Here is a 25,279-nt window from a genome sequence, read left to right as displayed (position 1 = left end):
CGACAATAGTTGTCGCGAGCTTCCGCTCACACTGCATCTGTGTACCGATCGTCAGGCGTCCGGATAGCCGTTCGGGTTACCCGACTGCCAGCGCCACGTGTCTTCGCACATGTCGTCGATGGTCTTGGTTGCGTACCAGTGCAATTCGCGGTTGGCGCGGGTCGGATCGGCATACGACGCGGCGATGTCACCTGCCCGGCGGGGCGCGATCTGATACGGGATGGGCCGGCCACTGGCCCGTTCGAACGCCTGGATGACTTCGAGCACCGAAACACCCTGTCCGGTACCGAGGTTCCACGTCGACATCGGGTCCGAATGTTTCGCTATCCGGTCGAGTGCCGCGACGTGCCCGGCGGCGAGGTCGTCGACGTGGATGTAATCCCGGACCCCCGTGCCGTCGGGGGTGTCGTAATCGTCGCCGAACACCGAGAGCCGCTCCCGGCGGCCGACCGCGACCTGCGCGACGAACGGCATGAGGTTGTTCGGGATGCCGGACGGATCTTCGCCGATCTCGCCGCTCGGATGGGCGCCCACCGGGTTGAAGTACCGCAGGGCGGCGATCCGCCAACGGTCGTCGCTCGCCGCGATGTCGGTGAGGATCTGCTCGATCATCACCTTCGTCCAGCCGTAGGGGTTGGTCGCCGAGGTGGGCAGATCCTCGGTCATCGGCAGACGCGGTTCGGCGCCGTAGACCGTCGCCGACGACGAGAACACGAGGTTGCGAACATCATGCCGGTTCATCGCCCGCATCAGCGAGAAGGTGCTGTCCAGGTTGTTCTGGTAGTAGTCCAGCGGCTTGCTCACCGACTCGCCGACCGCCTTGAACCCGGCGAAATGGATCACCGCGTCGATCGTCTCGTGCGCGAACAGGTGCTCGATCTTGTCGACGTCGGTCAGATCGAAGGCGTGCACCGGGACACGTACGCCGGTGATGCCCTCCAGCCGTCCGATGACCGCCGGCTTGGAGTTGCTGAAATCGTCGACCACCACGACGTCGTGGCCGGCCTCGACGAGACGGATGACCGTGTGGGAACCGATGTAGCCGGCTCCGCCGCTGACAAGTACGCGCATGTCACCACCGTATGCGGCGTTCCTGGTGATTCGCCGGACGATCGCTGTGTTGTCGGTCGCACGGCATGCCGGATACTGTGCCGAAGGGTGATCGAGGCGAGCGGGAAGGTGATCGGTGGCACGACGGGACGTGCAGTTCAGGTCGGGTAGGGATTGGTGTCGGGGCTGGTTGTACCTGCCGGACGACGACCTCGCCCCGCCGCCGATCGTCGTGATGGCGCACGGGCTGGGCGGGGTCAAGGAGATGCGTCTCGACGCGTTCGCCGAGCGATTCTGTGATGCCGGGTACGCCTGCCTGGTGTTCGATTACCGCCACTTCGGCGACAGTGATGGCCAACCACGTCAGTTGCTGTCCATCCGCCGCCAACTCGACGACTGGGCGGCCGCGATCCGCTTCGCCCGCACCATCGAGAACGTCGACACCGATCGTGTCGTGCTGTGGGGATCGTCGTTCGGCGGCGGGCATGTCATGGTCGCGGCGGCGCGGGACGGACGTGTCGCGGCGGTCATCGCGCAATGTCCGTTCACCAGCGGCATCGCCTCGACGCTCGCGTTGGACCCCAGGTCGGCGATGAAGGTGACCGCTCGCGGGATCGCCGACCTCGCCGGGTCGCTCGTCGGCCGTAAGCCGCGGATGGTTGCGCTCGCCGGGAACCCACACGAGGCCGCCCTCATGACGGCACCCGACGCGGTGAGCGGCTATCTGCCGCTCGTTCCCGACGGGTACGAGTTCACCAACGCCGTCGCCGCGCGGGCCGGACTCGGCATCCCGCTGTACCGTCCGGGCCGGGCGCTGGCGCGGATCACCTGCCCGGTGCTCGTCTGCGTGTGCGACAAGGACAGCGTCGCTCCGCCGCGACCGACCGTGCGCTACGCCCACGACGGGCCGACCACGCAGCTGATCCGTTACCCCGAGGGTCACTTCGACATCTACGTCGGTGATGCGTTCGAGGAGGTCGTCGCCGACCAGGTGGATTTCCTGGACCGCACCGTGCCGCTGGCCGGGTTCTGACGGCCGCGCTCAGCCGATGACCTTTTCGGTGGCGGCGTATTTCTGTTCGACTCCGTCTTTGGCGGCCTGCCACCAGTCGGTGTGGTCGCGGTACCAGTCGATGGTCGCGGACAGCCCTGATCGGAAGTCGAGATAGTTTGGCTGCCAACCCAATTCGGTGCGCAACCGGGTGGAGTCGATGGCGTAGCGGCGGTCGTGGCCGGGGCGGTCGGTGACGAAGTCGAAGGCGTCGGCGGGTTGGCCGAGGAGTTCGAGGATCGATTCGACGACGGTGCGGTTGTCGACCTCGCCGTCGGCGCCGATGAGGTAGGTCTCGCCGATCTCGCCGTTGTCGATGATGGTCCAGACGGCGTCGTTGTGGTCGTCGACGTGGATCCAGTCGCGGACGTTGCGGCCGTCGCCGTAGAGGCGGGGTCGGATGCCTGAGAGGGCGTTGGTGATCTGCCGGGGGATGAATTTCTCGACGTGCTGGTAGGGCCCGTAGTTGTTGGAGCAGTTGGAGATGGTCGCCTGCACGCCGAAGGAGCGCACCCACGCGCGGACCAGTAGGTCGCTGCCCGCCTTGGTGGAGGAGTAGGGGCTCGACGGGTTGTAGGCGGTGGCCTCGGTGAACCGCGTCGGATCGTCGAGGTCGAGGTCGCCGTAGACCTCGTCGGTGCTGATGTGGTGGTAGCGCACGTCGTGGCGGCGCACGGCCTCGAGCAGGCTGTAGGTGCCGATCAGGTTGGTGTGGATGAACGCCGACGGGTCGGACAGCGAGTTGTCGTTGTGGGACTCGGCGGCGAAGTGCACCACCAGGTCGGTGTCGCCGACGAGCTGATCCACGAGGCTGGTGTCGGCGACGTCGCCCTTGACGAATGTGATGGCGTCGAGCACCGGGGTCAGGGTGGCCGGGTTTGCGGCGTAGGTGAGCTTGTCGAGCACGGTGATCTCGGCGTCGGACCGCTGGGTCAGGGTGCGCAAGACGAAGTTGGCGCCGATGAACCCGGCTCCCCCGGTGACCAGAACCCGCATGTGACACCCCTTTCGTCGTGGCACACCTTACCGGGGTGCGGCGACACCGATACGCTGTCACCCATGCGCGGCATCATCCTGGCCGGTGGAACAGGGACCCGGCTGCACCCCATCACCCAAGGCGTCAGCAAGCAATTGGTGCCCGTCTACGACAAGCCGATGATCTACTACCCCCTGTCCACGCTGATGCTCGCCGGTATCCGCGACATCCTGGTCATCACGACGCCACACGACAGTGCGGCGTTTCAGGGGTTGCTCGGGAACGGGGAGCAGTTCGGCATCAACCTGTCGTATGTGACCCAGTCCTCGCCCGATGGGCTGGCGCAGGCGTTCATCCTCGGTGCCGACCACATCGGCGACGACTCGGTGGCCCTGGTGTTGGGTGACAACATCTTCTACGGGCCGGGGCTCGGCAGTCAGTTGCAGGGCTTCGAGGACGTCGACGGTGGTGCGATCTTCGCCTACTGGGTCGCCAACCCGACCGCTTACGGCGTGGTCGACTTCGATGAGAACGGCACCGCGGTGTCGTTGGAGGAGAAACCCGCCCATCCCACCTCCAACTTTGCGGTTCCCGGCCTGTACTTCTACGACAACGAGGTCGTCGAGATCGCCCGCAACCTCAAGCCCAGTGCGCGTGGGGAATACGAGATCACCGACGTCAACGCCCATTACCTCGACCGCGGCAAACTGCAGGTGAAGGTGTTGCCCCGCGGGACCGCGTGGCTCGACACCGGCACCTTCGATTCGCTGCTCGACGCGGGTAACTTCGTGCGGACCGTCGAGCAACGGCAGGGTCTCAAGATCGCCGTACCCGAGGAGATCGCGTGGCGGCGCGGATTCATCGACGACGACGAATTGCGTTCCCGCGCCGAGAAACTGCGGAAGTCCGGATACGGCGATTATCTCCTCGAACTGCTGGCCCGCGGCCGCTACGCCTGAAAGGTACACGAATGAAGTTGCGTCCGTTGGCCATCGACGGTGCCTGGGAGATCACCCCGGTGCAGCACGGTGATTCGCGTGGGTTGTTCGCCGAGGTGTTCAAGGGTGACCTGCTCGCCGAGGCGATCGGCCACCGCCTCGATCTCGCGCAGGTCAACCTGTCCGTCTCCGCGGCGGGTGTTCTCCGCGGTGTGCACTTCGCCGACGTCCCGCCGGGACAGGCCAAGTACGTGACGTGTCCGGTGGGTGCGATCCTCGACGTCATCGTCGACATCCGTGTCGGCTCACCGACATTCGGTGTGCACGACACCGTGTTGCTCGACGACGTCGACCGCCGCGCGGTGTACCTCTCCGAGGGCCTTGGACACGCATTCTGTTCTCTCGCAGATGGTTCCACGGCCACCTACCTGTGCTCCACGGGCTACAACCCGTCGGCCGAACACGGCATCAATCCGCTCGACCCGGACCTCGGCATCGATTGGCCGACCAGCGCACGGGACGGCAGTGTTCTGAACTACGAACTCTCCGAGAAGGATACCGCCGCCCCAGGCCTGTTCGCGGCGCGTGACGCCGGTCTGCTGCCCGTCTACGACGATGTGACGGAGTACCTTCGGGATCTCGCCGAAAGCTGACCTGGTCTCTGGGAGCCCATGCCGAACGAGCCCGTGTCACCGCCCGGTGCCTGAGGAGCCTGCGAGGCGCTGGCTGCCCTTCGATGCGCTCACAAGCTCGCTGGCTCAGGAACCGTGGGCATCTCGAAGGTCCTCCGCTGCAGTCGGATTCAGAACGGTGGTGGCGGGCCGTCGTGGTGGCGTTTGTGGTTGCGGTTGCGTTCTGCGCGTCGGCGGGCGTGTTTGTTCGCCGTCCGAGTCCGGGTGCGGGTCGGCCGGGGTGTCGGTGGGGGCGCATCGTGTGGTGGGGCTTGGGGTCGGGCGGTGAATCGGATACGGCGGAGTCCGGGGAAGAGGTCTTCGAGGGTTTCGGCCTCGCCAGGGATGACGAGTCCTTCGGGGGTGATGGTTTCGGTGTGCAGGCGGCCGTCGTCGTCGCGCGACATGTCGTCGAGCCACTGGCCGAACGTTTTCAGCAAGTGCCAGGGCCGGCATTTCGGGTTGATGTTCTCGGAGGTGGTTTGCCCACCGGCGGTCGGATCGTGGTGGTCGTATTCGGCGACGTGGTCGCCGTCGCACTGCCAGGCGCTGGTGCCGCAGCCGGGTTCGGTGCAGTAGCCGTGACGGATGCGGATGTATTCGTCGAGTGCGGTGCTGGGCCGGTAGGGGTCCGAGGGGATCGACCCGGGCAGGGTGAACGTGCCGTCGGGGTCCATCGGGGTGCCCGGCGGCACCAGATACGAGATGCGGGCGTCCGGGCGGGCGGCGAGTTCGCGGACGTGGGCGTCGTCGATGACGCCGTGTCCGTCCATGAAGCCCGGGTTGTTCGCCCGGCCGGCCATGGTGGCTTCGTCGCAGACGACGTGGATGACGACCCGCGGAGCCACCGGCACCAGCGCCGTCGAGGCCGTCGGACCGGGTTCGCCCTCGGTGTCGGCGTCGGGAGCGGTGTCGGTGTCGGTGGTGAGGTCGAGGGTGGGTGTGGTGACCGGGCAGTCGTCGCGGCCGCATTCACACGCGAACTCGCTGGCACTCAGTAACGCGAACTCGGCGTCGGAGAGGCGCTGGTTCTTGGTGCGGCCGTCGTGCTCGCACACCCGGTCGGCGACCGCCTCGATGTTCGCGTAGGCGATGCGGGCGTTCTCCGCCGACATCACCGCGGCAAGTTCGGCGGTGCCGTCGCCACGGTTGTCCACCCACACCCCACGCTTGTCCAGGGCGTCCTTACGACGCTCCCGCACCGCATCGGGATCGTGGCGGAAGATGATCCGGTCCACCATGTCCCGCAACCGCTGCGTCGAATAGGTGCCGGCGCGCAGGCGTTGGGCGATCTCGGCATCGACCCGCGGGCTATAGGACTGGCCGTCGATCAGGTCGGTGTCGAGAATGATCTGGCGGGCCTGGGCGGGGCTGATCACGCCGTCGCCGAGGCACTCGAAGACCTCGGGGAGTCGGTCGCGTAGGGCGATCGCGTCGGTGAGGAGTCGTTCGGCGCGGTAGCGGGTGATGGTGAGTACGTGGGCGATGCGGGTGGCGGCGTCGGCGAACCCGTCCACGACGTATCCGTCGGTGTCTTCGCGGGCGGCGACGTATCGGTCGTAGAGGGTGGCCGTGTAGCGGTATTCGCGGTAGGCGAGGTGGGACTGTCCGCGGTGCAACTCGCGCATGCCGGTGAGCAGGGTGTTGGTCGGTGCTTGGTCGACGGTGTCGAGTGCGATGTCCCCGGCGAAGGGTGCCGGCAGCTCATGCCACACCGAGGGTGTGGTGGGTGAACCGGCAGACGCGGACACGACGAGCCTTTCAGAGATGCGGGCATGACTGCAGGACAACCACATTCATCTCTGACTCGTGCACCACCCGACAGCTCGGTGGTGCGGCCCTTCGTTCTCTTTTCCTGCTGACAACAACCTATAACAAGGGTCTGACAAGTTACTTCGCGTGAGGCGATGGTCTCGATACGCGCGGCGCCACTCGGACGTCGCTACTCGACCAGCGGGGCGGGCGCGCGGGGTCTCGATACGCGTCGGCCTCGCTGCGCTCGGTCGTCGCTACTCGACCAGCGGGGCGGGCGCGCGGGGTCTCGATACGCGTCGGCCTCGCTGCGCTCGGTCGTCGCTACTCGACCAGCGGGGACAGCTCCCGAGATCAGCTGTCTGACAGCGAAAGTAGTCTCCCTACCGCCAGCACCTGACGGCTCGCCTACTCGACCAACGGGCAGGTTGCGGTGGTCTCGATACGCGTCGGCCTCGCTGCGCTCGGTCGTCGCTACTCGACCAGCGGGCAGGTTGCGAGGTCTCGATACGGCGTCGCCTGGCGGCTCGCCCTACTCGACCAGCGGAGGGGAGGCTTGCTCGACCACCGGAGGGGCTTGCGCGCGTAGCGGAGTGAGGCTCGCTGAGACCAGCGGAGGGGAGGCTTTGTCGAGCATCGGGGGGGTCCGCGGGCAGACGAGCGAAGCTAGCCCGACCAGCGGAGGGGCGCTGCTCGACATCATAGGGAGGGCTCCCCGGGGCCAGCGGCGCCCAGCGTCACCCCGCCGTCGAACGCCGAAACGCCCTGATGGCCAACACATATCCCCCGACGGCGAACACCACACACCAGCCGACCGCCCACGGCCAGGCGCTGACGTCGCCACCCTGCAGGAGTCCGCGCACGGTGTCGGCGATGGGCGAGAAGGGCTGATACTCGGCGAACTGCCGAACGCCGGTGGGCATGCTGTCGGTCGGGACCAATCCGCTCCCGAGGTAGGGGAGGAGCAGGAACGGCAGCGGCATGTTGCTGGCGCTCTCCGCGCTGCGGGCCACCACGCCCATCGCGACGGCGACCCAGATCATGCCGACCATCATGAACAGCAGAAGCCCCAGAGTGGCAAGCCAACCGGGCAGATCGGCGGTGGGACGGAAGCCCATGGCGAACGCGGCGGCGAGCAGGACGGTCAGCCCCACCACGCCTTGGATCAACGCGCTCACCACGTGTCCGGCGAGGATCGCCGTCGGTGGCGTGGCCATCGACCGGAGTCGGTTGATGAATCCCGTTGTGACGTCCTGATTCACCGCAACGGCCACCGACACCGTGAGAAAGGCGGGGATGAACAGCATCAGCCCGGGGGTGAGGTAGTCGATGTAGGACCCATTGGACAGTGCTGATCCCAGTGCGCCGCCGAAGAAGTAGTTCATCATCGCGAGCACCACCACGGGCATGATGATGATCGAGAAGATCATCGACGGATAGCGTTGCAGCCGAAGGAGGTTGCGGTGCACCATGGTCGACGAATCGGTGATGGTGGAGGCGAGCGTGGTCATGGGTGACTCCCGGGTCAGGCCGCGGCGCGGCGGGTGAGGGCGAGGAAGACGTCGTCGAGATCGGGTGTGTGGACCGACAATCCGGTCGCGGTGATGCCGGTGGTGTCGAGTGAGGCGAGGATGTCGCGGAGTGCGTCGATCCGCCCGTCGCTCGGGAGAGACAGTGCGAACCCGTCAGGGTCGACCGTCGCGGTGGTGAAAACGTCTCGGGCGCGGTCGAACTCGTCCTGGGTCGCGAACTCGATCCGGACGTGGGCGCCGGGGACCGTCCGCTTGAGTTCCTCGGCGGTGCCCTCGGCGACGATGCGTCCGGCATCGAGGACCGCGATATGATCGGCGAGATGGTCTGCCTCGTCGAGATATTGGGTGGTGAGGAACACCGTGGTGCCGTCGGTGACCAGATCGCGCACGGCGTCCCACACCGCATGCCGTGATCGCGGATCAAGACCGGTCGTCGGTTCGTCGAGAAAGATAATCGACGGGCGGGCGACCAGTGTCATCGCGAGATCCAACCGTCGCATCATGCCTCCGGAGTACTCGCCGACGCGGCGATCGGCGGCGTCGACCAGCTCGAACTCGCGCAACAGGTCGTCGACGCGCGTGCGGATCTCGTCTCTGGGCAGATGCAGCAGCCGGGCAACCAGCGTGAGGTTCTCGCGGCCGGTGAGTTGCGTGTCGAGCGCGGTGAACTGCGCGGTCACCCCGATGGCGGCACAGACCGAATCCCGTTGTGTGCGTGGGTCGAATCCGGCGACCGTGATATCGCCGTCGTCGGCCGTCGCAAGGGTGGACAGAATCTTGACGACGGTTGTCTTGCCGGCCCCGTTCGGGCCGAGCAGCGCATACACCGTGCCCGCCGGGACGACGATGTCGATGCTGTCGAGCACGGTGTTGGCGCCGTAGGACTTTCGGAGGCCGGCGACGCTGATCGCCGGATTGGGTGCGGTCATGGGCATTCCTTCGCATAAAGACATGCGCATATATGCATGTCTGGGTAGACGCTCATCCCGTCGGGTGGCGCCGGACTTCGGTCGAGTCGAGGGTCTACACGTCGAGATCTTCGACGTCGGGTGCTCGTGCAGCGGCGGTCCGTTCATAGAACTGCTCGGGCACAAGGTCTTTGAGGGCATCCATGGAGTCCACGATCTCCACTGAGTAGTCACCCCACTCGGGCATCTCTGCGGTGAAAAGACTGCGGACGCTGTGGATGCCGGTGAGGTCTTTCAGCCAGTTGCCGGTCCGCGTCGGGTACTCGGGGTAGCGAGACCAATCGACGTAGTGGGTGCCGAGGACCAGCTTTCCGGTCGGTCCCTCGTACACCCGCCGCTCGGTGGCGTTCCCGGTGCTGTCGTCGTAGACGATGTCGGTGGCGAGCTGGCGGCCGAAGAACCGTTTCCGCCGAATGCCGTTCGGCCCGTCGCGCAGGACGACCTCTTCGAATCCGGCATCGCGGTGATCGGCGCTGCGTATGTACGCGCGCAGCGCCTCGATGATCGCCCCGGACAGGTTTCCGCCGGATACCTCTTGGGCACGGTTCAGCAGAGCGATGTCGTCGTCGGAGACGTAGATGGTCTTGTTGGGCACATCCCCACTATATGCAGACGTATACGTATAAGCAACCCCTCGGCACGCTCGCTCCTGCGTCGCGCGCCGTTCAGGGACCGGAAGAAGGCTCAGGAGTCGGTGTGCTGATCCTTCGCGTTCTGCAACGCGATCGCCCGCGCGAGCCGCGCGTAGCGGATGTCCAGCTCACGGAAGCGGAGGTACGTCGAAACCGTCGTGAACGCGAACGCGATGACCAGCAGGAAGAGCACCAGGTCGAGTCCGCGCTGGATGCCTACCTTGTTGGCGACCCAGGTCACGTCGTTCTGCCGGAGCATCGCGTAGACGCCGAACACGACGAAGACCACGAACAGGATCTTCACTCCGGCCGACGACCGCGCGGTACCGCGGTTGGCGACAAAAAACCCGACAAGGACAAGGATGCCGAGAACCGCCAGGATCTGGAACCAGATCATCGAGCTCACCTCCTCATCCGTGTGTGCAACAGGCCGTCGGCGACGATGTTCACCCCGTTGATCAGCGACTGCCCCTTGGCGCGGGAGTACTCCGTGTACAGGATGGTGACCGGTTGTTCGGCGACCCGCCAATGGTGATGGTCGATGAGCGCGACGAACTCCGACGCGTGCCCCATGCCGTTCATCAGCAGGTCGAGCTGATCGGCGACGGTCTTGTTGAACGCGCGTAACCCGTTGTGCGCGTCGGTGAGTCCCAGCCGGCGGGTCCGGGGACTCAGGAACACGATGGTGCGCAACGCCATCCGGCGCACCAGTGGTACGGACTCGCTGCGCCCCTCGGCGAACCGGGTGCCGATGATGATGTCGACGGGCTCGGTGCGCAATCGCTCGACCATCGCCACCACATCCTCCACCCGGTGCTGGCCGTCGGCGTCGAAGGTGACGAAGAACTTCGCGCCGGGCTGGGCCCGGGCGTACTCGACGCCGGTCTGGATCGCGGCACCCTGACCGAGATTCACTGGGTGCTGCACCAGGTGCACGCCCGCCGCGCGGACCTCGGCGGCCGAGTCGTCGCGGCTGCCGTCGTCGACGCAGACGATGTTGGGGAAGGTCTTCTTCGCGGTGGCCGCGACCTCGCGGATCACCGTCGCCTCGTTGTAGACGGGGATCACCAGCCAGACATCGTCGTTGCTGGTGGCGCCGGAGGTCATGCCGGTAACCCTATCCGAGCCCGCACTGCGGATGCCCTACCCTGGTCGCGTGCCGATCGACGTGATGCTGCCGTTCTACGGCGACGTCGCACAGTTCCGGCAGGCGGTGACCAGCGTGCTCGACCAGCGCGACGGCGACCTGCGGCTGGTGGTGATCGACGACTGCTATCCGGATCCCGAACCGCGCGAGTGGCTCGAGTCGCTGACCGACCCGCGCGTGCATTACCAGCGGAATCAGACCAATCTCGGCGTCAACGGCAACTTCCGGCGCTGCGTCGAACTCGTCGAGGCCGACCACTTCGTCGTCATGGGCTGCGACGACTTGATGCTGCCCGACTACCTCGCCACCGTGCGAGGTCTGGCCCGCGACCACCCGCGGGCATCGGTGATCGCACCCGGCGTCGAGGTCATCGACGACCACGACCGGATCGTCACCCCGATGGGCGACCGCATCAAGGCGCTGCTGACCCCCAAGGCGAGCGTCGAATCGCCCGCGATCCTGACCGCCGAGGCGATGGCGACCAGCCTCTATCACGGCAACTGGACCTACTTCCCGTCGCTGCTCTGGCGCACCGACGCGGTCCGCGAGGTCGGTTTCCGGCCCGGCCTCGAGATCGTCCTGGACCTCGCCCTGCTCGTCGACCTGGCCGCCGCGGGCGGTTGCCTCGTGCGCGACCCGACGGTCGTCTTCCGATACCGCCGCCACGAGGCGTCGGTCAGTTCGGTCCAGGCCGTCGACGGGCGACGGTTCGCCGAGGAGAACGCCTTCTTCGCCGCCGAGGCCCGACGATGCGCCGCTCGTGGCTGGCCGCGCGCCGCCCGCGCCGCACGGCTCCACGCGACGTCGCGGCTCAACCACGCTCAGACCCGGGCGGTCGCCGCCGTGGGCCGACTCCGCAGGAACAGGCCGCATCCGTGAACGGCCATCCCGACCAGCGGACCGCCGATCAACGCGATCGCCACCCGGTCGGCCACGCCGAGTGGAAGTAGCAGCAGTCCGATCGACGCGAGCGTCGCGACCCACCAACCCGCCGCGTACCAGCGGTGCGCGCCGACCGCGATGGCCGCCGCGCCGGTCACGGTCAGCAGCGCGAGGGTCGTCGCGCCGAGGGTGAACCAGGCCAGGCCGAGCCCGGACAACCGGAAGTCGGCGCCGAACACCGTGCTCAGGAGCCACGGACCGATCGCCCACGCGGCCGCCGCACCCACCAGGCCGATGACGGTGACCACCGCCAGCGGTGCGGCCAAGGCCGCCGCAGGCCGGTCCCGCCCGTCCACGAACCGGGTGATCAGCACTCCCTGAAAGCTGTTCAGCGGCACCAGGAGTGGGGCACGGGTCAAGGTGACCGCAAGCACCACCGCACCGACCGTCGCGGTATCGGCCTCGTCTGGGCCCGTCACGTTGATCAGCACCGGGAAACCCATGACCAGGACCGCGCTCGCGGCGGCCGCCGCCATCGCGGTGACGGTGTTGACCGTGAAGCGCCGGGTCGGCACGTCGCCGGGCAGGCGCACCGCATGCCGGGCCGTCGGCGACGACGCGAGCAGGATCATCCAGGACACCGATCCGACGACGGTGATCACCAGGAATGCGATCAGCCCGCCGTCGAACACCACCGCGCCCAGCGCGCCGACCAGGCGGATCAGCGCGTCGACCGACAGCAGTGTCGCGAAAGCGCCCCAGGACACCGACCCCGACAGCGCGCCGGCCAGATGTGCGTACATCGCGAAGGACACGACACCGACCGAGAGCAGGATCACCGACAGCCATCGATCGTCGGTGAACACCCGGGCGCTCCACAGCGGGGACGACGCGGCCACGACGACACCGAGGGACAGCCCGACCGCGACGTTGACCCGCCACGGACGGACTAGGTGATCGGCCGGGCCGGCGCCGTCGGCGACCGCCCGCACCGCGCGGGTCGTCTCCTGCAACTGACCGTTCTGTGTGCCGGTCACCATGCCGTAGGCGGCCCAGAACACCGCGAACACGCCGTAACCGGCGGCCCCGAGATCGCGGGCCGCCAACAGCAAAACGAGGTAGCCCGATGCGGCGGCGATGATCGTCGCGATCGTCACCCGGCCGATCGCCCCACTCTGCATCGGGGGGCTCTAGGACGGCCCGGGGAACCGCGGCAGGGACGGCGTGAACAGCCATTCCTCCCACAGCGGGCCCAGCGACATCGACGAGAAGTTCGCCGCGAGTGCGATGAAGTCCTCGGTGGTGACCGATCCGTAGCGGTACTTGTCGGTCCAGCGTCGCAGCAGCGCGAAGAAGTTGCCGTCGCCGATCGTGAGGCGCAGGGCGTGCAGGGTCAGCGCGCCGCGCTTGTAGACCCAGTCGTCGAACATGCGTCTGGGCCCCGGGTCGGTGAGCGGCACCCGTACCGGGTGTGCGGCCAGTTTCTCGTAGTAGTGCCGTGCCCATTCGGTCGCGCTCGGGCCGCCCGAGCGTTGACTCCACAGCCACTCGGCGTAGCACGCGAAACCTTCGTGCAGCCAGATGTCGCGCCAGCGTGACAGCGTCACCGAGTTGCCGAACCACTGATGCGCGAGCTCGTGTGCGATCAGGCGTTCGGAGTGACGGGTGCCATTGCAGTGGTTGGCGCCGAAGGTGGAGAAGCTCTGGGCTTCGATCGGGATGTCGAGCGGATCATCGGTGACCACCACCGTGTAGGTGTGGAACGGGTAGGGGCCGAACATCTCGGTGAACGCCTCGATCATCTCCAGCTGTCGGCCGAAGTCGACGTCGAAGTTCTCCGACAGGCGTGCCGGCAGCACCGCGTCGACGCGAAAAGGTCTGGTGGCCAACGACTTCTTCTTGTACTGCCCGATCTGGATCGACGCCAGGTAGGTCGGCATCGGCTCCACCATCTGGTACACCCAGGTGGTTTGCGCGGCGCGGGTCCGCTTGGACTCGAGCACCCCGTTGGCCAGCGCGTAGTACGGCGTGTCCGTGGTGATCGAGATCCGGTAGGTGGCCTTCGCGGCGGGATGGTCGTCGCACGGGAACCACGAGCCGGCACCGTTGGGTTGGTTGGCACACAGCGCGCCGTTGGAGAGTTCCTCCCAGCCCACCTCACCCCAGGGGCCGCGGATCGGCCGGGGTGTCCCGGCGTAGCGGATCGCGATGGTGAACGCGCCGCCGGGCGGCACGGGCGCATCCGGCGTGATGGTCAGCTTGCGGTTGCGGTGTGCGTAGCGTGCCCGGCGCTCGTTGACCGTCACCTTCGACACCGCCAACGACGACCCCAGATCCAGGCTGAAGCGCTGCAGGTGGATGAACGACGTGGCGGTCAATGTGGCGGTGCCCTCGAGACGGTTCGCCGACACCTTGTACTCGAGGTTCAGGTCGTAGCGGGAGATGCGGTACCCGAGATTGCCGTTGTCCGGCAGGTACGGATCGAGCGCATCCGCGGGGGTGCCGAGGAGGGGCTGTCGTGGACCTTTGCCCGACTTACCCGGCACAAATCCTCCCACTTCTCGCGGCGCGTATGTCCCGCGTCGGCTGCACGCCGTCGCGGACACTTAGGTTACCTGCCGGACTCGTCGAGCACCCGGCGGCATGCATGTGGCAGCATGAGGCAGGTAACCGGACTCTGGTCCGCTTAAAGCTCGACGACAAACGAAAGGCAGACGATGTTCGGATTGCGAAGCCCGGCGTTCTTCGTGGCGCGATTGATTCTCGGCTACATCTTCATCATGCACGGCTGGCAGAAGCTGCACACCAACGGAATCAGCAACGTGGAGAAGATGTTCGACGGCATGGGCGTGCCCGCCCCGGAGATCGCGGCGCGCTATGCGACGTGGGTGGAGTTCGTCGGCGGCATCCTCCTGATCCTCGGGCTGTTCCTCCCGGTGGTCGCGGTCCTGCTGATCATCGACATGGTCGGCGCGATCATCTACGCCCACTGGGATCACGGGTTCTGGAGCAGCGACGGCGGCTACGAACTGCCCCTCGCGCTCATCGCCGGTCTGCTCGCGGTCGGCTTCGCCCAGGCAGGCCGGACCGCGGCCGACAACTACATCTTCCGGCGCCGGCGCCGGGGCGATGTCGTCGTCGACTGAGGAAGGACCGGGGGGTCACCCCGCCCAGGGCGCGATCGGATTGCCCTGCCAGCGGGTGTGAGCGGGCACCACGTCGCCGCGCATCACCAGTGAGGCCGGGCCGACGGTCGCCGACTCGCCCAGACCGGACGCGGGCAACGCCACGCAGTGCGGTCCCAGCGTGGCGCCCGCCTCCAGCGTGACGTGGTCCATGGCCATCACCCGGTCGTGGAAGAGATGGGTCTGCACGACACAGCCGCGTTGCACGGTCGCGCCGTCGCCGAGTGTGACGAGGTCGGCCTCGGGCAGCCAATAGGTCTCGCACCAGACGCCCTTGCCGATGTCGGCGCCCAGCATGCGCAGCCACACGTTGAGGATCGGCGTGCCGGCGGCCGCGTTGGCGAACCACGGTGCCGCGACGGTCTCGACGAAGGCGTCGGAGAGTTCGTTGCGCCAGACGAACGAGCTCCACAGCGGATGCTCGGAGACGGTGATCCGGCCGACCACGAGCCACTTCGCGGCGGCCGCAATGCAGCACGCCATCGCGCCCGCCACCAGGAGCAGCAGCCCGCTGACCAGCCCGGCGATCCAGTACTCGCCGTGCACCGCGATGTACTGCAGGCCGATCAGCATGAACAGACCGAGGCCGAAGGACACCATCACCGGGATGATCCGGAGCGTCTCGACGATCGCCCGCGCGACCTTCAGCTTCGTCGGGGGATCGAAGGTGCGCGACGTGTCGGTCCGGGCCGCGGTCCGGCGCAACCGCACCGGCGGGCTGCCCAGCCAGCTCGAGCCCGATTTCGCCCTGTCGGGGGTGGCCGACAGCACCGCGACCAGGCTGTTCTTCGGTACTTTGCGGCCCGGTGCGGTCATTCCGGAGTTGCCCAGGAACGAGCGTTTGCCGATCTTGGCCTCGTCGATGTGCATCCACCCGCCGCCGAGTTCGTACGACGCGACCATCGTGTCGTCGGCGAGGAACGCGCCGTCGCCGATGCTGGTGAACTTCGGCAGCACCAGGGCGGTGGAGATCTCGGTCCCGGAGCCCACCGTCACCCCGAGGATGCGGAACCACACCGGCGTCAGCAGGCTGGCGTAGAGCGGGAACAGGTACGTGCGGGCGGAGTCGAGGAGGCGCTCGGTCATCCAGACCTGCCATCCGACGCGAGACCGCACCGGGTGGTAGCCCTTCTCCAGCCCGATGCCCAGCAACCGCACCAGGATCGCGGTGATCGCGGCGAAGACGAACAGACTCGCGATCGTGGCCACTGGCAGCAGCGCCAGGCAGCGCAGCGCGACACTCCGCAGGTGGTCGGCGTGGATGGCCCACGAACCCATCACCGTCAGTCCCACGGCGAGCGCGATCAGCGGGATCGCCGCGAGCAGCAGCGACGAGATGCCGTAGATCGGCACCCACCAGGCGGCGCGGGGTGGTCGGTGATCGGGCCACGGGTGATCGGCCTTGCCGGCCTTGATGGCGGGTGAGCCCGCCCAGTCCTGGCGGGACTTCACCCGGCCGATGACCGCCGATCCGGGTGCCACCTCGGCGTCGCGTCCGACCACCGCGCCCGGCAGCAGTGTCGAGCGGGCGCCGATGGTCGCGCCACGCTTGATCACGATCTCCCCGATGTGCACGATGTCGCCGTCGATCCACCAGCCGGCGAGATCGACCTCGGGTTCGATCGACGCGCCCTCCCCGACGGTGAGCATGCCGGTCACCGGCGGAATCGTGTGCAGGTCGACGCCCTTGCCGATGTCGGCGCCCAGGGCCCGCGCCAGGTAGATCATCCACGGTGCCCCCGCGAGGTTGACCGCGCCGCTCGCATCGAGCAGCCGCTCGGCCACCCAGAGCCGCAGGTGCGTGCGGCCGCCCCGCGGATAGGTTCCGGGCCTCAGGCCGGCGAGCAACATCCGGGCGCCGATCGCGGCGATCACCATGCGGCCGGCGGGTGTGATGAACACGAGGAAGGCGACGAGCAGGATCCACCAGTTCACCGGCACGAGCCACGGCACGTCCCGGCCGGAGGCGTCGACGATCCACGCCGCCACGTTGTTGGCCACGCCCAGCCACGTCGCCCACTGCAGTCCGGTCAGCGTGCTCAGCGGCACCGACGCGGCCAGCTGCGCGAGTCCGGTGCTGCGTGGTGTCGGTGCGACCGTGCGAGGGACGGCCTTGACGGTGGGCTTGTGCTCGTCGAGCATCTCGGCGAGCGAGCCGAGGCGTGGATGGTCGTACAGGTCGGCGACGGTGATCTCGGGGTAGCGGGCCCGCAGTGCGGTCACGAGTTGCGCGGCGGCCAGCGATCCGCCGCCCTCGGCGAAGAAGTCGGCCTTCGGGGTCGAGATCGTCACGCCGAGCACGCTGGTCCACTGCTCTGCCACCCACGCCTCGGTCTCGGTGAGGTCGCTGGTGTCGGCGGTGTTCTCGACACCCGGAAGGGGCCACGGCAGGGCGTTGCGGTCGACCTTCCCGGAGGTGCGGGTGGGGAGTTCGTCGACGAGCGCCAGGCGCGGGACCATCGGCGCGGGCAACTGCTCGCTCAGATGCGCGTGCGCGGCGGCCACATCGAAGTCCGGGTTCGTCGACACCAGATACCCGACGAGCAGGCTGTTGCCCGCCGCGGTCTTGCGGACCGCGGCGGCCGCACCGCCGACACCCGGGAGTTGTTGCAGCGCATTGTCGATCTCGCCCAGCTCGATCCGCCGGCCACCGACCTTCACCTGGTCGTCGGCGCGGCCCTGGAACAGCAGGCCGGCCGGGTCGAGCCGCACCAGATCGCCGCTGCGGTACGCCCGTTCCCACCCGAGAGTGGGCATGGGAGCGTACTTTTCGGCGTCCTTGGCCGGGTCGAGGTAGCGCGCCAGGCCGACCCCGCCGATGACGAGTTCACCGACCTCGCCCTCGGCCACCGGCGTTCCGTCCGCGCCGACGACGGCGAGATCCCAACCGGGGAGCGGCAGCCCGATCCGGACGGGACCCGTGCCGTCCATCATCGCCGCGCATGCGACGACGGTGGCCTCGGTGGGACCGTAGGTGTTCCACACCTCGCGGCCGTCGACGGCCAGCCGCTCGGCGAGTTCCGGTGGGCATGCCTCTCCGCCGAAGATCAACAGCCGCACCGCTTCCAGAGCCTCCGGCGGCCACAGCGACGCCAGCGTCGGGACGGTCGACACGACGTTGATGTCGCGCTGCACCAGCCACGGCCCGAGGTCCATGCCGCTGCGCACCAACGAGCGCGGTGCCGGCACCAGACACGCGCCGCTGCGCCACGCCAGCCACATCTCCTCGCAGGACGCGTCGAAGGCCACCGACAATCCGGCCAGCACCCGGTCGCTCGGTCCCAAGGGGTCGTCGAGCAGGAACATGCGGGCCTCGGCATCGACGAATGCCGCGGCGTTGCGATGGCTGACCGCCACACCTTTCGGCGTGCCGGTGGAACCCGACGTGAAGATGATCCAGGCGTCGTCGTCGACGGTGGGCCGGCCGGTCGGCGGGGGCGCTGCGCCCTCGGCGCGGACCGGTCGGATGCCGCCGGCCTCGACGATCACGTCGACCTGCGCCTCACCGAAGACGAGTTCGGCGCGCTCGTCGGGATCGTCGGCGTCGACCGGCACATAGGCGGCGCCCGCGTAGAGCGTGGACAGGATGGCCACATACAGATCCCGCGACCCGGACGGCATCCGGATGCCGACACGCCCGCCACGCCCGACGCCGGCCGCGACGAGACGGTCCGCTCCACGCCGCACCAGGCCGGACAGCTGCGAATAGGAGACGGTCAGGTCTCCGTCGTCGATCGCGGGCGCATCGGGATGGTTGGCGACCGTCTCGTCAAGGATGTCGCAGAGCGTTCGCGGCGCGCTGGCCTGCGGCGACAACAGGAATTGGGACGGTATGGGCACGCGTCACCACCATCGTTTCGGCACGGAACGCAGAATATAGCCGACGGGAACGACAAGCGCGGTTGACACGGGTGAACAACAGGTGGTGGGTGTCCCCGCGTGCCGCAGTGGTGACGTCGGGCGCGAAACCCCGGTGATCGAAGACATCGGCGTCGCAATCCGGTGTAGTTTTCGCACTGACGTATCTCAGCATGCCTGTGACGACGATTGTGTGATCAGGGAGGAATGAGCATGCCCATCGTGCATCATCGCAAGCCCAGTCTCCTGTCGTATCCGATGTGGATCGGCTCACGATTCCTGCTGCGCCCGACGCTCGCGCTGTGGCCGCTGACCCGGTCGGGAATGGCCGGTCTGTTCCTCATCGACCGGATGATGGCCGTCGGCCCGAAGCCGTCCGGGGTGGTGCGCGAACCGATGACACTGGCCGATCGGCCCGTCGAACTGATCATGCCGTCGGGCCCGTCGCGGCGCGATTCCGAGACCGCGGTTCTCTACCTGCACGGGGGAGCGTTCGTGGTCTGCGGTCTGGGCTCGCATCGGTCGATCGCCAGCCGGCTGTCCCGCGCCTGCGAACTGCCCGTGTTCTCCCTCGACTATCGACAGCTCCCCAAGTCGGGCGTCGGCGCGTCGGTGGTGGACGCGGTCGCCGCCTACCGGGAACTGATCGAGGAGCGCGGGTATCGGCGCGTGATCGTGGCCGGCGACTCCGCGGGCGGGTTCCTGGCCGGCAAGGTCGTGGAGGCCGCCGCTCGCGAGGGTCTCCCGCGACCCGTCGCGGTCCTCGGGTTCTCTCCGCTGCTCGATCTCGACGTGGGGACCCACCCGGATCGGTCGAGCCGTTCGGACGCCTACATCCCGCGACGCAAGATGGCCACGCTCACGCCGCTGTTCGAGCGCGGACCGGTCCCGTTCACCGGCGTCCGCCGCATCACCGCACTCGCCGGGCCCGACTTCCCGCCGACCGCCCTGATCACGGCCGAGGGCGAGATGCTCGAGCCCGATGCGATCGACCTCGTGGAGCTCCTCGACGAGGCCGGCGTCGACGCCGTCGCACACAGTTACGCCTGGCAGGTGCACGCGTTTCCGGTGATGGTGAGCCGTCATCCCGAGACGGTCCATTCGATCGAGGTCACCGCGGAGTTCGTGACGCAGGCGATTCGGGACGCGAAGGACGCCGACGTTCGTAAGGACAAGCGGGCCGGCTGACATGGTGATGAACAACGACTTCCAGCGCGGAGCACAGAGCTTCTCGCGCGGGATGACCATCGTCGGCTCGATCATCCTGATGATCTGCGTCGCGCTGCTCACCGTGAACTGGTGGAACGAGGGCCGGTGGGTGTGGGTGGCGATCGGCATCGCGATCATCATCGTGAACATCGCGCTGGTGTTCCTGCAGTTCCGTCGCCGCAAGTTCCCCACGCCGGGGGGTCCGACCGACGACGATTCCCCCGGTTCCTGACACTGATCTAACGTGCCGCCCACTCGTGCCACGCCAGTTCGCGCACGACGATGACCGGACCGTCCGGGCGCCGATCCCGGTACTGGCCGTACTTTGCCGCCAGCACGTCGATGCCGTGCGCCCCGATCTCGTCGGCGGCGTCGACGACCTCCGCGACACCGTCGACCCGCACCCACCACAGTTCGTCCCAGTCGTCGGAGTAGTGGTCCACCAGCACCGACACCGCGGGGTTCACCGCGATGTTCGCCAGACGACGCAGCGCGCGGGTGCGTTTCGGCTTGTGGTCCACGCAGGTGTAGAGCGTGTCGTCCTCGACGGCGAACACCATCGGGACCAGATGCGGTTGCCCGTCCGCGCCCACGGTCGCCAGCCGCGCGACCCGCGCCTGCGTGAATCGCTCCCGCATCATGACGGATAGCTCCGGCGGAGGCCGGCGAGCAACACCGAGACCATGCGCCGCTCGTCGTAGTCGCCGTCGCCGCGCGCGCCGGCGCAGAGATTGCCGATCGCCCGCATCAACTCCAGCGCCTGCACGTCGGCGACCACCTCACCGGCGTCGGCTGCCGCGTCGAGCAATTCCGCACAGACCGGCACCAGCCGGTCGAGGAAGTAGGCGTGCAGCGCGTCGAAGCGAGCGTGGTCGGACCGAAGTGCCGCGGCGAGACCATGTTTGGTGACCAGGAAATCGAGGAACCGGTCCACCCAGTCGACGAGCGCGGCATACGGGGTCGGACTGCTCGCCAACAGGGCCGGCCCGGCCTCGGCGCAGGCCTCGATCTGGTGCCGATAGACCGCCAGCACCAGGTCGGCCCGGGTGGGGAAGTGGCGGTAGATCGTGCCCACCCCGACCCCCGCCTCGGCCGCGACGTCGCGGACCGGCGCGTCGACACCCGAGCGGACGAAGACGGCCGCGGCGGCGTCGAGAAGGCGCTGCTCGTTGCGGCGCGCATCGGCGCGCTTCGTCGTCGTCAATCCCACTCCTCCCGCGTCCTCTTGCTAAGCGGAACATTGATCCGTATCGTAATCGGAGCAAGGTTCCGATTCTTCATGCTGCCAGATCCGTTCCTCCCACGCGCCGTGACCGAAGGATTCATCCCATGGCCCAGCAACCCGCCCCCACGTTCGGAATCGCGACCGCTCCGATGCAGACCGACTACGACGCCGTCCGCCGGCTCTGGGTCGAGGCCGACGCGATCCCCGAGATCGATCACGCCTGGCTGTTCGATCACCTGTTGCCGATCGCCGGAGACCTGCACGGCCCCATCTTCGAGGGGTGGACCCTGCTGAGTGCACTCGCCGCGCAGACCTCACGGCTGCGCCTCGGAATCCTGGTCACCAGCAACAGATTCCGGCCACCGGCGGTGCTCGCCAAGATCGCCACCACCGTCGACATCGTGGCCGGCGGGCGGATGGATTTCGGGATCGGCGCCGGGTCGCGGCTGAGTGTGCCGTTCGCGCGTCGCGAATACGAGGCACACGGACTGCCGTACGCCGGCATGTCGGATGCCGTCGGCAGCCTCGACGAGGCGTTGACGATCATCCGCCGCCTCTGGACCGATGACGAGCCGTTCGATTTCGACGGCCGCCACCATCACCTCGTCGGCGCCATCGGGAATCCGAAACCCGTCCAACGGCCACATCCGCCGATCGTCGTCGGCGGCCGCTCCACGCCGACGCTGCGCGTGGTCGCCCGGCACGCCGACGTGTGGAACACACCCGGGGACGACCTCGCCGTGGCCGTCCGGCGCAGCCGTGAACTCGACGCCCTCTGCGAGGACATCGGACGCGACCCCGCCGGCATCGCCCGATCCATCTACCTGCCGGTGTCCATCGAGCGTCCCGAGCAGACGCGCGATGCCATCGCCGCCGCGCGCGACGCCGGGTTCCCGCACATCGTGCTCGGTCTGCCCGCTCCCTACCGGCCCGGCATGGCCCGCTGGGTCGCCGACGAGGTGATCGGCAGGCTCGCGGTCACGCGGTGAGTTCGCACCCGTCGGGGCTCTTGGCCTCATCGGCGAACTGCGTGCGATAGAGCTCCGCGTAACGTCCGTTGCGCGCCAACAGGGTTGGGTGATCGCCACGCTCGACGACCCGCCCCTCCTCGAGCACCACGATCTCGTCGGCGGCGCGAATCGTGGACAACCGATGCGCGATCACGATCGACGTCCGATCCGCCAGTGCCTCGGACAGTGCTTCCTGCACAGCCGCTTCCGACGTCGAGTCGAGATGCGCGGTCGCCTCGTCGAGGATGACCACCGCGGGATGGGCGAGGAGCAGGCGGGCGATCGTCAGTCGTTGCCGCTCACCGCCGGAGAGGCGATAGCCGCGTTCGCCGACGACGGTGTCGAGGCCGTCGGGCAGGGACGCGATCAGGTCGTCGAGTCTGGCCCGCCGCAACGCGGCCCACACCTGTTCGTCGGTCGCCGACGGGTTCGCGATCATCAGGTTGGCCCGGACGGTGTCGTGGAACAGGTGCCCGTCCTGGGTGACGAGACCGATGGTCCGGTGGACCGATGCGCTGCGCAGATCCCGAACATCTGTGCCGTTCAAGCGAATTGCCCCCGCGTCGACATCGTAGAGACGCGTCGCCAGGCTCGCGATCGTGGACTTGCCAGCGCCGGAACTGCCCACCAGTGCGATCATCTTTCCGGCCGGCGCGTCGAGATCGACATGGTGCAGCACCGTCGCTCCGCCCCGACTGTCCAGTTGCGCAACCTCTTCCAGTGAGGCCAGGGAGACCTTGTCGGCCGAGGGATAGGCGAAGGACACGTCCTCGAAGGTCACCGACACCGGGCCGTCCGGAACGTCCCGCGCATCGGGCTTGTCGACGATCAGCGGTGCTAGGTCGAGCACCTCGAACACCCGCTCGAAGCTGACCAGGGCACTCATGACCTCGATGCGCGCGTTGGCGAGCGCCGTCAACGGCGCGTACATGCGGGTGAGCAGCAATGCCAGCGACACCACCGCGCCCGCGGACAGATGCTGGTGCACGGCCAGCCATCCACCGAGTCCGTACACGAGGGCGAGCGCGAGCGCGGACACCAGCGTCAGCGCGGTCATGAACCAGCTCTGCACCATCGCCCGTCGAACCCCGATGTCGCGCACCCGATCCGCGCGGTCGGCGAACTCCGCGGATTCGGTGTCCGGGCGGCCGAACAGCTTGACCAGCGTGGCGCCGGGGGCGGAGAACCGTTCGGTCATCTGCGTCGACATCCGGGCGTTGTACTCGGCCGCCTCACGGGACAACGCGGCCATCCGGCCGCCCATCCGCCGGGCCGGGATGACGAAGATCGGCAACAGCACCAGCGCGAAAAGGGTGACCTGCCAACTGATAGCGATCATCACCCCGAGGGTCAGGGCCAGCGTGACCACGTTGGACACCACGCCGGACAGCGTGTCGCTGAACGCCCGCTGCGCTCCGATCACGTCGTTGTTGAGCCGACTCACCAGGGCGCCGGTGCGCGTGCGGGTGAAGAAGGCGACGGGCATCGTCTGCACGTGGTCGAACACCGCGCGCCGCAGATCGAGGATCAGGCCCTCGCCGATGTTCGCGGAGAACCAGCGGGTCAGGATCGACGCCGCGGCCTCGACGACCGCGATCACCGCGATCAGCACCGCCAACCCGACGATCGCGCCGCCGGGCCCGTCGGCGGTGACCGGAGCCGCCCCGCTTCCGGTGATCAGGTTGACGACCCGTCCGGCGAGGAGTGGGGTCACCACGGTCAGTACCGCGGTCAGCACCGACAACGCGAGGAACGCGGCGATCCGCCGCCGATGCGGGCGGGCGAAGCCGCCGATCCGCCGCAGCGTGGAGCGACGTTCCCCGCGCAGTTTCTGCACGTCCGGGGCCGTCATGGTCTTGTACATGGCGTCCCAGGCCACCGATTCCATGCTCATGGGCCCAGGGTAGAACTTCAAGTGAGCTTGAGGTCTACGCGCGGGCAACCCGGCCATCCGCGCGACCACGGAGATTCTCGGACACGACGCGGTGGTCGGCGCCGTTCATGCCGGCGTCCGGGTCGTCACACCCATGCCCCGCATTAGATCCCCGTCATCACGCTCCGGCGCACGCTGAGTACGTTGGACGGAGAAACGATCATCGGTGGAGGTCCGCGCCGGACGGCCCGCGCGGGCAGGAATGAGGCGGCATGGCACAGCAACTCAAACTCGGTTTCAAGGCGTCGGCGGAGCAGTTCGATCCGCGTGAACTCGTCGAGATCGCGGTGGCCGCCGAGGAGCACGGGATGGATTCGGTCGCGGTCAGCGATCACTTCCAGCCGTGGCGACACAACGGTGGCCATGCCCCGTTCTCGATCGCCTGGATGGCCGCGGTCGGCGAGCGCACCAAGCGGGTGCAGATCGGCACCTCGGTCATGACGCCGACCTTCCGCTACAACCCGGCCGTCATCGCGCAGGCCTTCGCGTCGATGGGCTGTCTGTACCCCGGACGCATCATGCTCGGCGTGGGCACCGGTGAAGCCCTCAACGAGTACGCGACCGGATTCACCGGCGAGTGGCCGGAGTTCAAGGAACGGTTCGCACGTCTGCGCGAGGCCATCGCGCTGATGCGGGAACTGTGGACCGGCGACGAGGTGAACTTCGACGGCGAGTACTACCACACGCAGGACGCCTACATGTACGACGTGCCGGAGCAGCCGATCCCGGTGTACGTGGCCGCCGGCGGCCCGGTCGTCGCGCGGTATGCCGGCCGCGCCGGCGACGGCTTCATCTGCACCTCGGGAAAGGGTGCCGACCTGTACGAGGAGAAGCTGATCCCGGCGGTCAAGGAAGGTGCCGAGAAGGCCGGCCGCGACTTCGAGTCGATCGACCGGATGATCGAGATCAAGATCTCCTACGATCCGGATCCCGAACTCGCGCTGGAGAACACGAGGTTCTGGGCGCCGCTCTCGTTGACCGCCGAGCAGAAGCACAGCGTCAACAGCTCCACCGAGATGGAGCGCCTGGCCGACGAACTGCCCATCGAGCAGGTCGCCAAGCGCTGGATCGTCGCCTCCGACCCCGACGAGGCGGTCGAGAAGGTCAAGTTCTACACCGACTGCGGCCTCAACCATCTGGTGTTCCACGCCCCCGGCCATGATCAGCGCCGGTTCCTGGAGAACTTCGAGAAAGACCTCGCGCCGCGCCTGCGCGCGCTGTCCGTCTAGCTCCGTCGCGCTCGGGCGTCGGGCTCCTCGG

General features: G+C 67.8%; 23 protein-coding genes. 9 read left to right on the top strand and 14 right to left on the bottom strand.

The features are described 5' to 3' along the window. Positions 1 to 51: 51 nt before the first annotated feature. Positions 52 to 1,071 (bottom strand): UDP-glucose 4-epimerase GalE, encoded by a 1,020-nt coding sequence (gene galE / locus ACWDTI_RS18545; protein WP_449739575.1) that lies wholly within the window; start codon positions 1,069 to 1,071, stop codon positions 52 to 54. 115 nt (positions 1,072 to 1,186) lie between these two features. Between galE and ACWDTI_RS18540 the strand changes: the two genes are divergently transcribed. Beyond that, a complete protein-coding gene (locus ACWDTI_RS18540; RefSeq protein WP_449739574.1) occupies positions 1,187 to 2,083 on the top strand; it encodes an alpha/beta hydrolase in 897 nt (298 codons plus the stop codon). Positions 2,084 to 2,092: 9 nt separating this feature from the next. Here the strand turns inward: ACWDTI_RS18540 and rfbB are convergent, their stop codons facing one another. Beyond that, the gene (rfbB, locus tag ACWDTI_RS18535) at positions 2,093 to 3,097 is read right to left on the bottom strand and encodes a dTDP-glucose 4,6-dehydratase (protein ID WP_449739573.1); all 1,005 of its coding nucleotides are present in this window, start codon (positions 3,095 to 3,097) and stop codon (positions 2,093 to 2,095) included. Between the two features lie 63 nt (positions 3,098 to 3,160). Between rfbB and rfbA the strand changes: the two genes are divergently transcribed. Continuing rightward, positions 3,161 to 4,036, top strand: a complete 876-nt coding sequence (gene rfbA, locus ACWDTI_RS18530) for a glucose-1-phosphate thymidylyltransferase RfbA (protein ID WP_449739572.1) — start codon at positions 3,161 to 3,163, stop codon at positions 4,034 to 4,036. A gap of 11 nt (positions 4,037 to 4,047) precedes the next feature. Continuing rightward, the gene (locus ACWDTI_RS18525; RefSeq protein ID WP_449739571.1) at positions 4,048 to 4,668 is read left to right on the top strand and encodes a dTDP-4-dehydrorhamnose 3,5-epimerase family protein; all 621 of its coding nucleotides are present in this window, start codon (positions 4,048 to 4,050) and stop codon (positions 4,666 to 4,668) included. 149 nt (positions 4,669 to 4,817) lie between these two features. On the opposite strand, the gene ACWDTI_RS18520 is transcribed toward ACWDTI_RS18525, so the two are convergent. The 6 genes from ACWDTI_RS18520 to ACWDTI_RS18495 form a co-directional block, all read right to left on the bottom strand. Continuing rightward, positions 4,818 to 6,482, bottom strand: coding sequence for a DUF222 domain-containing protein (locus ACWDTI_RS18520; RefSeq protein WP_449739570.1), 1,665 nt, complete (start codon positions 6,480 to 6,482; stop codon positions 4,818 to 4,820). Positions 6,483 to 7,175: 693 nt separating this feature from the next. Then, entirely contained in the window at positions 7,176 to 7,949 is a 774-nt protein-coding gene (locus ACWDTI_RS18515; RefSeq protein WP_449739569.1) for an ABC transporter permease, read from the bottom strand. Positions 7,950 to 7,963: 14 nt separating this feature from the next. Further along, positions 7,964 to 8,905, bottom strand: a complete 942-nt coding sequence (locus ACWDTI_RS18510; RefSeq protein ID WP_449739568.1) for an ATP-binding cassette domain-containing protein — start codon at positions 8,903 to 8,905, stop codon at positions 7,964 to 7,966. An 88-nt stretch (positions 8,906 to 8,993) separates the two neighbouring features. Beyond that, entirely contained in the window at positions 8,994 to 9,533 is a 540-nt protein-coding gene (locus tag ACWDTI_RS18505; RefSeq protein ID WP_449739567.1) for an EXLDI protein, read from the bottom strand. Positions 9,534 to 9,622: 89 nt separating this feature from the next. Beyond that, positions 9,623 to 9,967 carry a DUF2304 family protein gene (locus ACWDTI_RS18500; RefSeq protein WP_449739566.1) on the bottom strand — a complete coding sequence of 115 codons (345 nt, stop codon included), beginning with the start codon at positions 9,965 to 9,967 and terminating at the stop codon, positions 9,623 to 9,625. A gap of 5 nt (positions 9,968 to 9,972) precedes the next feature. Further along, on the bottom strand, positions 9,973 to 10,677 hold the full coding sequence (locus ACWDTI_RS18495; protein WP_449739565.1) for a glycosyltransferase family 2 protein: 705 nt from the start codon (positions 10,675 to 10,677) through the stop codon (positions 9,973 to 9,975). A gap of 49 nt (positions 10,678 to 10,726) precedes the next feature. Between ACWDTI_RS18495 and ACWDTI_RS18490 the strand changes: the two genes are divergently transcribed. Next, positions 10,727 to 11,596, top strand: coding sequence for a glycosyltransferase family 2 protein (locus tag ACWDTI_RS18490; protein WP_449739564.1), 870 nt, complete (start codon positions 10,727 to 10,729; stop codon positions 11,594 to 11,596). On the opposite strand, the gene ACWDTI_RS18485 is transcribed toward ACWDTI_RS18490, so the two are convergent. Together ACWDTI_RS18485 and ACWDTI_RS18480 are read right to left on the bottom strand one after the other, a co-directional pair. After that, positions 11,539 to 12,780 (bottom strand): lipopolysaccharide biosynthesis protein, encoded by a 1,242-nt coding sequence (locus ACWDTI_RS18485; RefSeq protein ID WP_449739563.1) that lies wholly within the window; start codon positions 12,778 to 12,780, stop codon positions 11,539 to 11,541. The genes ACWDTI_RS18490 and ACWDTI_RS18485 overlap by 58 nt on opposite strands. Positions 12,781 to 12,789: 9 nt before the next feature. Next, positions 12,790 to 14,145, bottom strand: a complete 1,356-nt coding sequence (locus ACWDTI_RS18480; protein WP_449739562.1) for a M1 family metallopeptidase — start codon at positions 14,143 to 14,145, stop codon at positions 12,790 to 12,792. A 171-nt stretch (positions 14,146 to 14,316) separates the two neighbouring features. Between ACWDTI_RS18480 and ACWDTI_RS18475 the strand changes: the two genes are divergently transcribed. Beyond that, complete coding sequence (locus ACWDTI_RS18475; RefSeq protein WP_449739561.1) at positions 14,317 to 14,745, top strand: DoxX family protein; 429 nt, start codon at positions 14,317 to 14,319, stop codon at positions 14,743 to 14,745. A 15-nt stretch (positions 14,746 to 14,760) separates the two neighbouring features. Here ACWDTI_RS18475 and ACWDTI_RS18470 read toward each other — a convergent pair whose 3' ends face one another. After that, positions 14,761 to 18,624 (bottom strand): Pls/PosA family non-ribosomal peptide synthetase, encoded by a 3,864-nt coding sequence (locus ACWDTI_RS18470; protein ID WP_449739560.1) that lies wholly within the window; start codon positions 18,622 to 18,624, stop codon positions 14,761 to 14,763. A gap of 231 nt (positions 18,625 to 18,855) precedes the next feature. Between ACWDTI_RS18470 and ACWDTI_RS18465 the strand changes: the two genes are divergently transcribed. Beyond that, complete coding sequence (locus tag ACWDTI_RS18465; protein WP_449739638.1) at positions 18,856 to 19,830, top strand: alpha/beta hydrolase; 975 nt, start codon at positions 18,856 to 18,858, stop codon at positions 19,828 to 19,830. A gap of 7 nt (positions 19,831 to 19,837) precedes the next feature. Next, on the top strand, positions 19,838 to 20,083 hold the full coding sequence (locus ACWDTI_RS18460; RefSeq protein ID WP_449739559.1) for a hypothetical protein: 246 nt from the start codon (positions 19,838 to 19,840) through the stop codon (positions 20,081 to 20,083). Positions 20,084 to 20,090: 7 nt separating this feature from the next. Here the strand turns inward: ACWDTI_RS18460 and ACWDTI_RS18455 are convergent, their stop codons facing one another. Together ACWDTI_RS18455 and ACWDTI_RS18450 are read right to left on the bottom strand one after the other, a co-directional pair. Then, positions 20,091 to 20,492, bottom strand: a complete 402-nt coding sequence (locus ACWDTI_RS18455) for a TIGR03668 family PPOX class F420-dependent oxidoreductase (RefSeq protein WP_449739558.1) — start codon at positions 20,490 to 20,492, stop codon at positions 20,091 to 20,093. Continuing rightward, complete coding sequence (locus ACWDTI_RS18450; RefSeq protein WP_449739557.1) at positions 20,489 to 21,055, bottom strand: TetR/AcrR family transcriptional regulator; 567 nt, start codon at positions 21,053 to 21,055, stop codon at positions 20,489 to 20,491. The genes ACWDTI_RS18455 and ACWDTI_RS18450 overlap by 4 nt, the downstream gene beginning before the upstream one ends. Before the next feature lie 125 nt (positions 21,056 to 21,180). On the opposite strand from ACWDTI_RS18450, the gene ACWDTI_RS18445 reads away from it, so the two are divergent. Further along, complete coding sequence (locus tag ACWDTI_RS18445) at positions 21,181 to 22,065, top strand: LLM class flavin-dependent oxidoreductase (protein WP_449739556.1); 885 nt, start codon at positions 21,181 to 21,183, stop codon at positions 22,063 to 22,065. Here the strand turns inward: ACWDTI_RS18445 and ACWDTI_RS18440 are convergent. Next, a complete protein-coding gene (locus ACWDTI_RS18440; RefSeq protein WP_449739555.1) occupies positions 22,055 to 23,980 on the bottom strand; it encodes an ABC transporter ATP-binding protein in 1,926 nt (641 codons plus the stop codon). The two genes, ACWDTI_RS18445 and ACWDTI_RS18440, sit on opposite strands and share 11 nt — an antisense overlap. Before the next feature lie 251 nt (positions 23,981 to 24,231). Here ACWDTI_RS18440 and fgd point away from each other — a divergent pair, with 251 nt between their 5' ends. Next, positions 24,232 to 25,248, top strand: coding sequence for a glucose-6-phosphate dehydrogenase (coenzyme-F420) (gene fgd / locus ACWDTI_RS18435; protein WP_449739554.1), 1,017 nt, complete (start codon positions 24,232 to 24,234; stop codon positions 25,246 to 25,248). Positions 25,249 to 25,279 lie beyond the last annotated feature (31 nt).

It is taken from the genome of Gordonia sp. NPDC003424 (genome assembly GCF_053588655.1).
Note: the sequence above shows the minus strand (reverse complement) of the source record. Positions and strands in the feature narration are given on the sequence as shown.

Bases quoted from the DNA above. Each gene is read 5' to 3' on its own strand.
- galE (WP_449739575.1), bottom strand. From the start codon at position 1,071: ATGCGCGTACTTGTCAGCGGCGGAGCCGGCTACATCGGTTCCCACACG.
- rfbB (WP_449739573.1), bottom strand. From the start codon at position 3,097: ATGCGGGTTCTGGTCACCGGGGGAGCCGGGTTCATCGGCGCCAACTTC.
- rfbA (WP_449739572.1), top strand. From the start codon at position 3,161: ATGCGCGGCATCATCCTGGCCGGTGGAACAGGGACCCGGCTGCACCCC.
- ACWDTI_RS18525 (WP_449739571.1), top strand. From the start codon at position 4,048: ATGAAGTTGCGTCCGTTGGCCATCGACGGTGCCTGGGAGATCACCCCG.
- ACWDTI_RS18520 (WP_449739570.1), bottom strand. From the start codon at position 6,482: ATGTGGTTGTCCTGCAGTCATGCCCGCATCTCTGAAAGGCTCGTCGTG.
- ACWDTI_RS18515 (WP_449739569.1), bottom strand. From the start codon at position 7,949: ATGACCACGCTCGCCTCCACCATCACCGATTCGTCGACCATGGTGCAC.
- ACWDTI_RS18510 (WP_449739568.1), bottom strand. From the start codon at position 8,905: ATGCCCATGACCGCACCCAATCCGGCGATCAGCGTCGCCGGCCTCCGA.
- ACWDTI_RS18500 (WP_449739566.1), bottom strand. From the start codon at position 9,967: ATGATCTGGTTCCAGATCCTGGCGGTTCTCGGCATCCTTGTCCTTGTC.
- ACWDTI_RS18495 (WP_449739565.1), bottom strand. From the start codon at position 10,677: ATGACCTCCGGCGCCACCAGCAACGACGATGTCTGGCTGGTGATCCCC.
- ACWDTI_RS18485 (WP_449739563.1), bottom strand. From the start codon at position 12,780: ATGCAGAGTGGGGCGATCGGCCGGGTGACGATCGCGACGATCATCGCC.
- ACWDTI_RS18475 (WP_449739561.1), top strand. From the start codon at position 14,317: ATGTTCGGATTGCGAAGCCCGGCGTTCTTCGTGGCGCGATTGATTCTC.
- ACWDTI_RS18465 (WP_449739638.1), top strand. From the start codon at position 18,856: ATGCCCATCGTGCATCATCGCAAGCCCAGTCTCCTGTCGTATCCGATG.
- ACWDTI_RS18460 (WP_449739559.1), top strand. From the start codon at position 19,838: ATGAACAACGACTTCCAGCGCGGAGCACAGAGCTTCTCGCGCGGGATG.
- ACWDTI_RS18455 (WP_449739558.1), bottom strand. From the start codon at position 20,492: ATGATGCGGGAGCGATTCACGCAGGCGCGGGTCGCGCGGCTGGCGACC.
- ACWDTI_RS18445 (WP_449739556.1), top strand. From the start codon at position 21,181: ATGGCCCAGCAACCCGCCCCCACGTTCGGAATCGCGACCGCTCCGATG.
- ACWDTI_RS18440 (WP_449739555.1), bottom strand. From the start codon at position 23,980: ATGAGCATGGAATCGGTGGCCTGGGACGCCATGTACAAGACCATGACG.
- fgd (WP_449739554.1), top strand. From the start codon at position 24,232: ATGGCACAGCAACTCAAACTCGGTTTCAAGGCGTCGGCGGAGCAGTTC.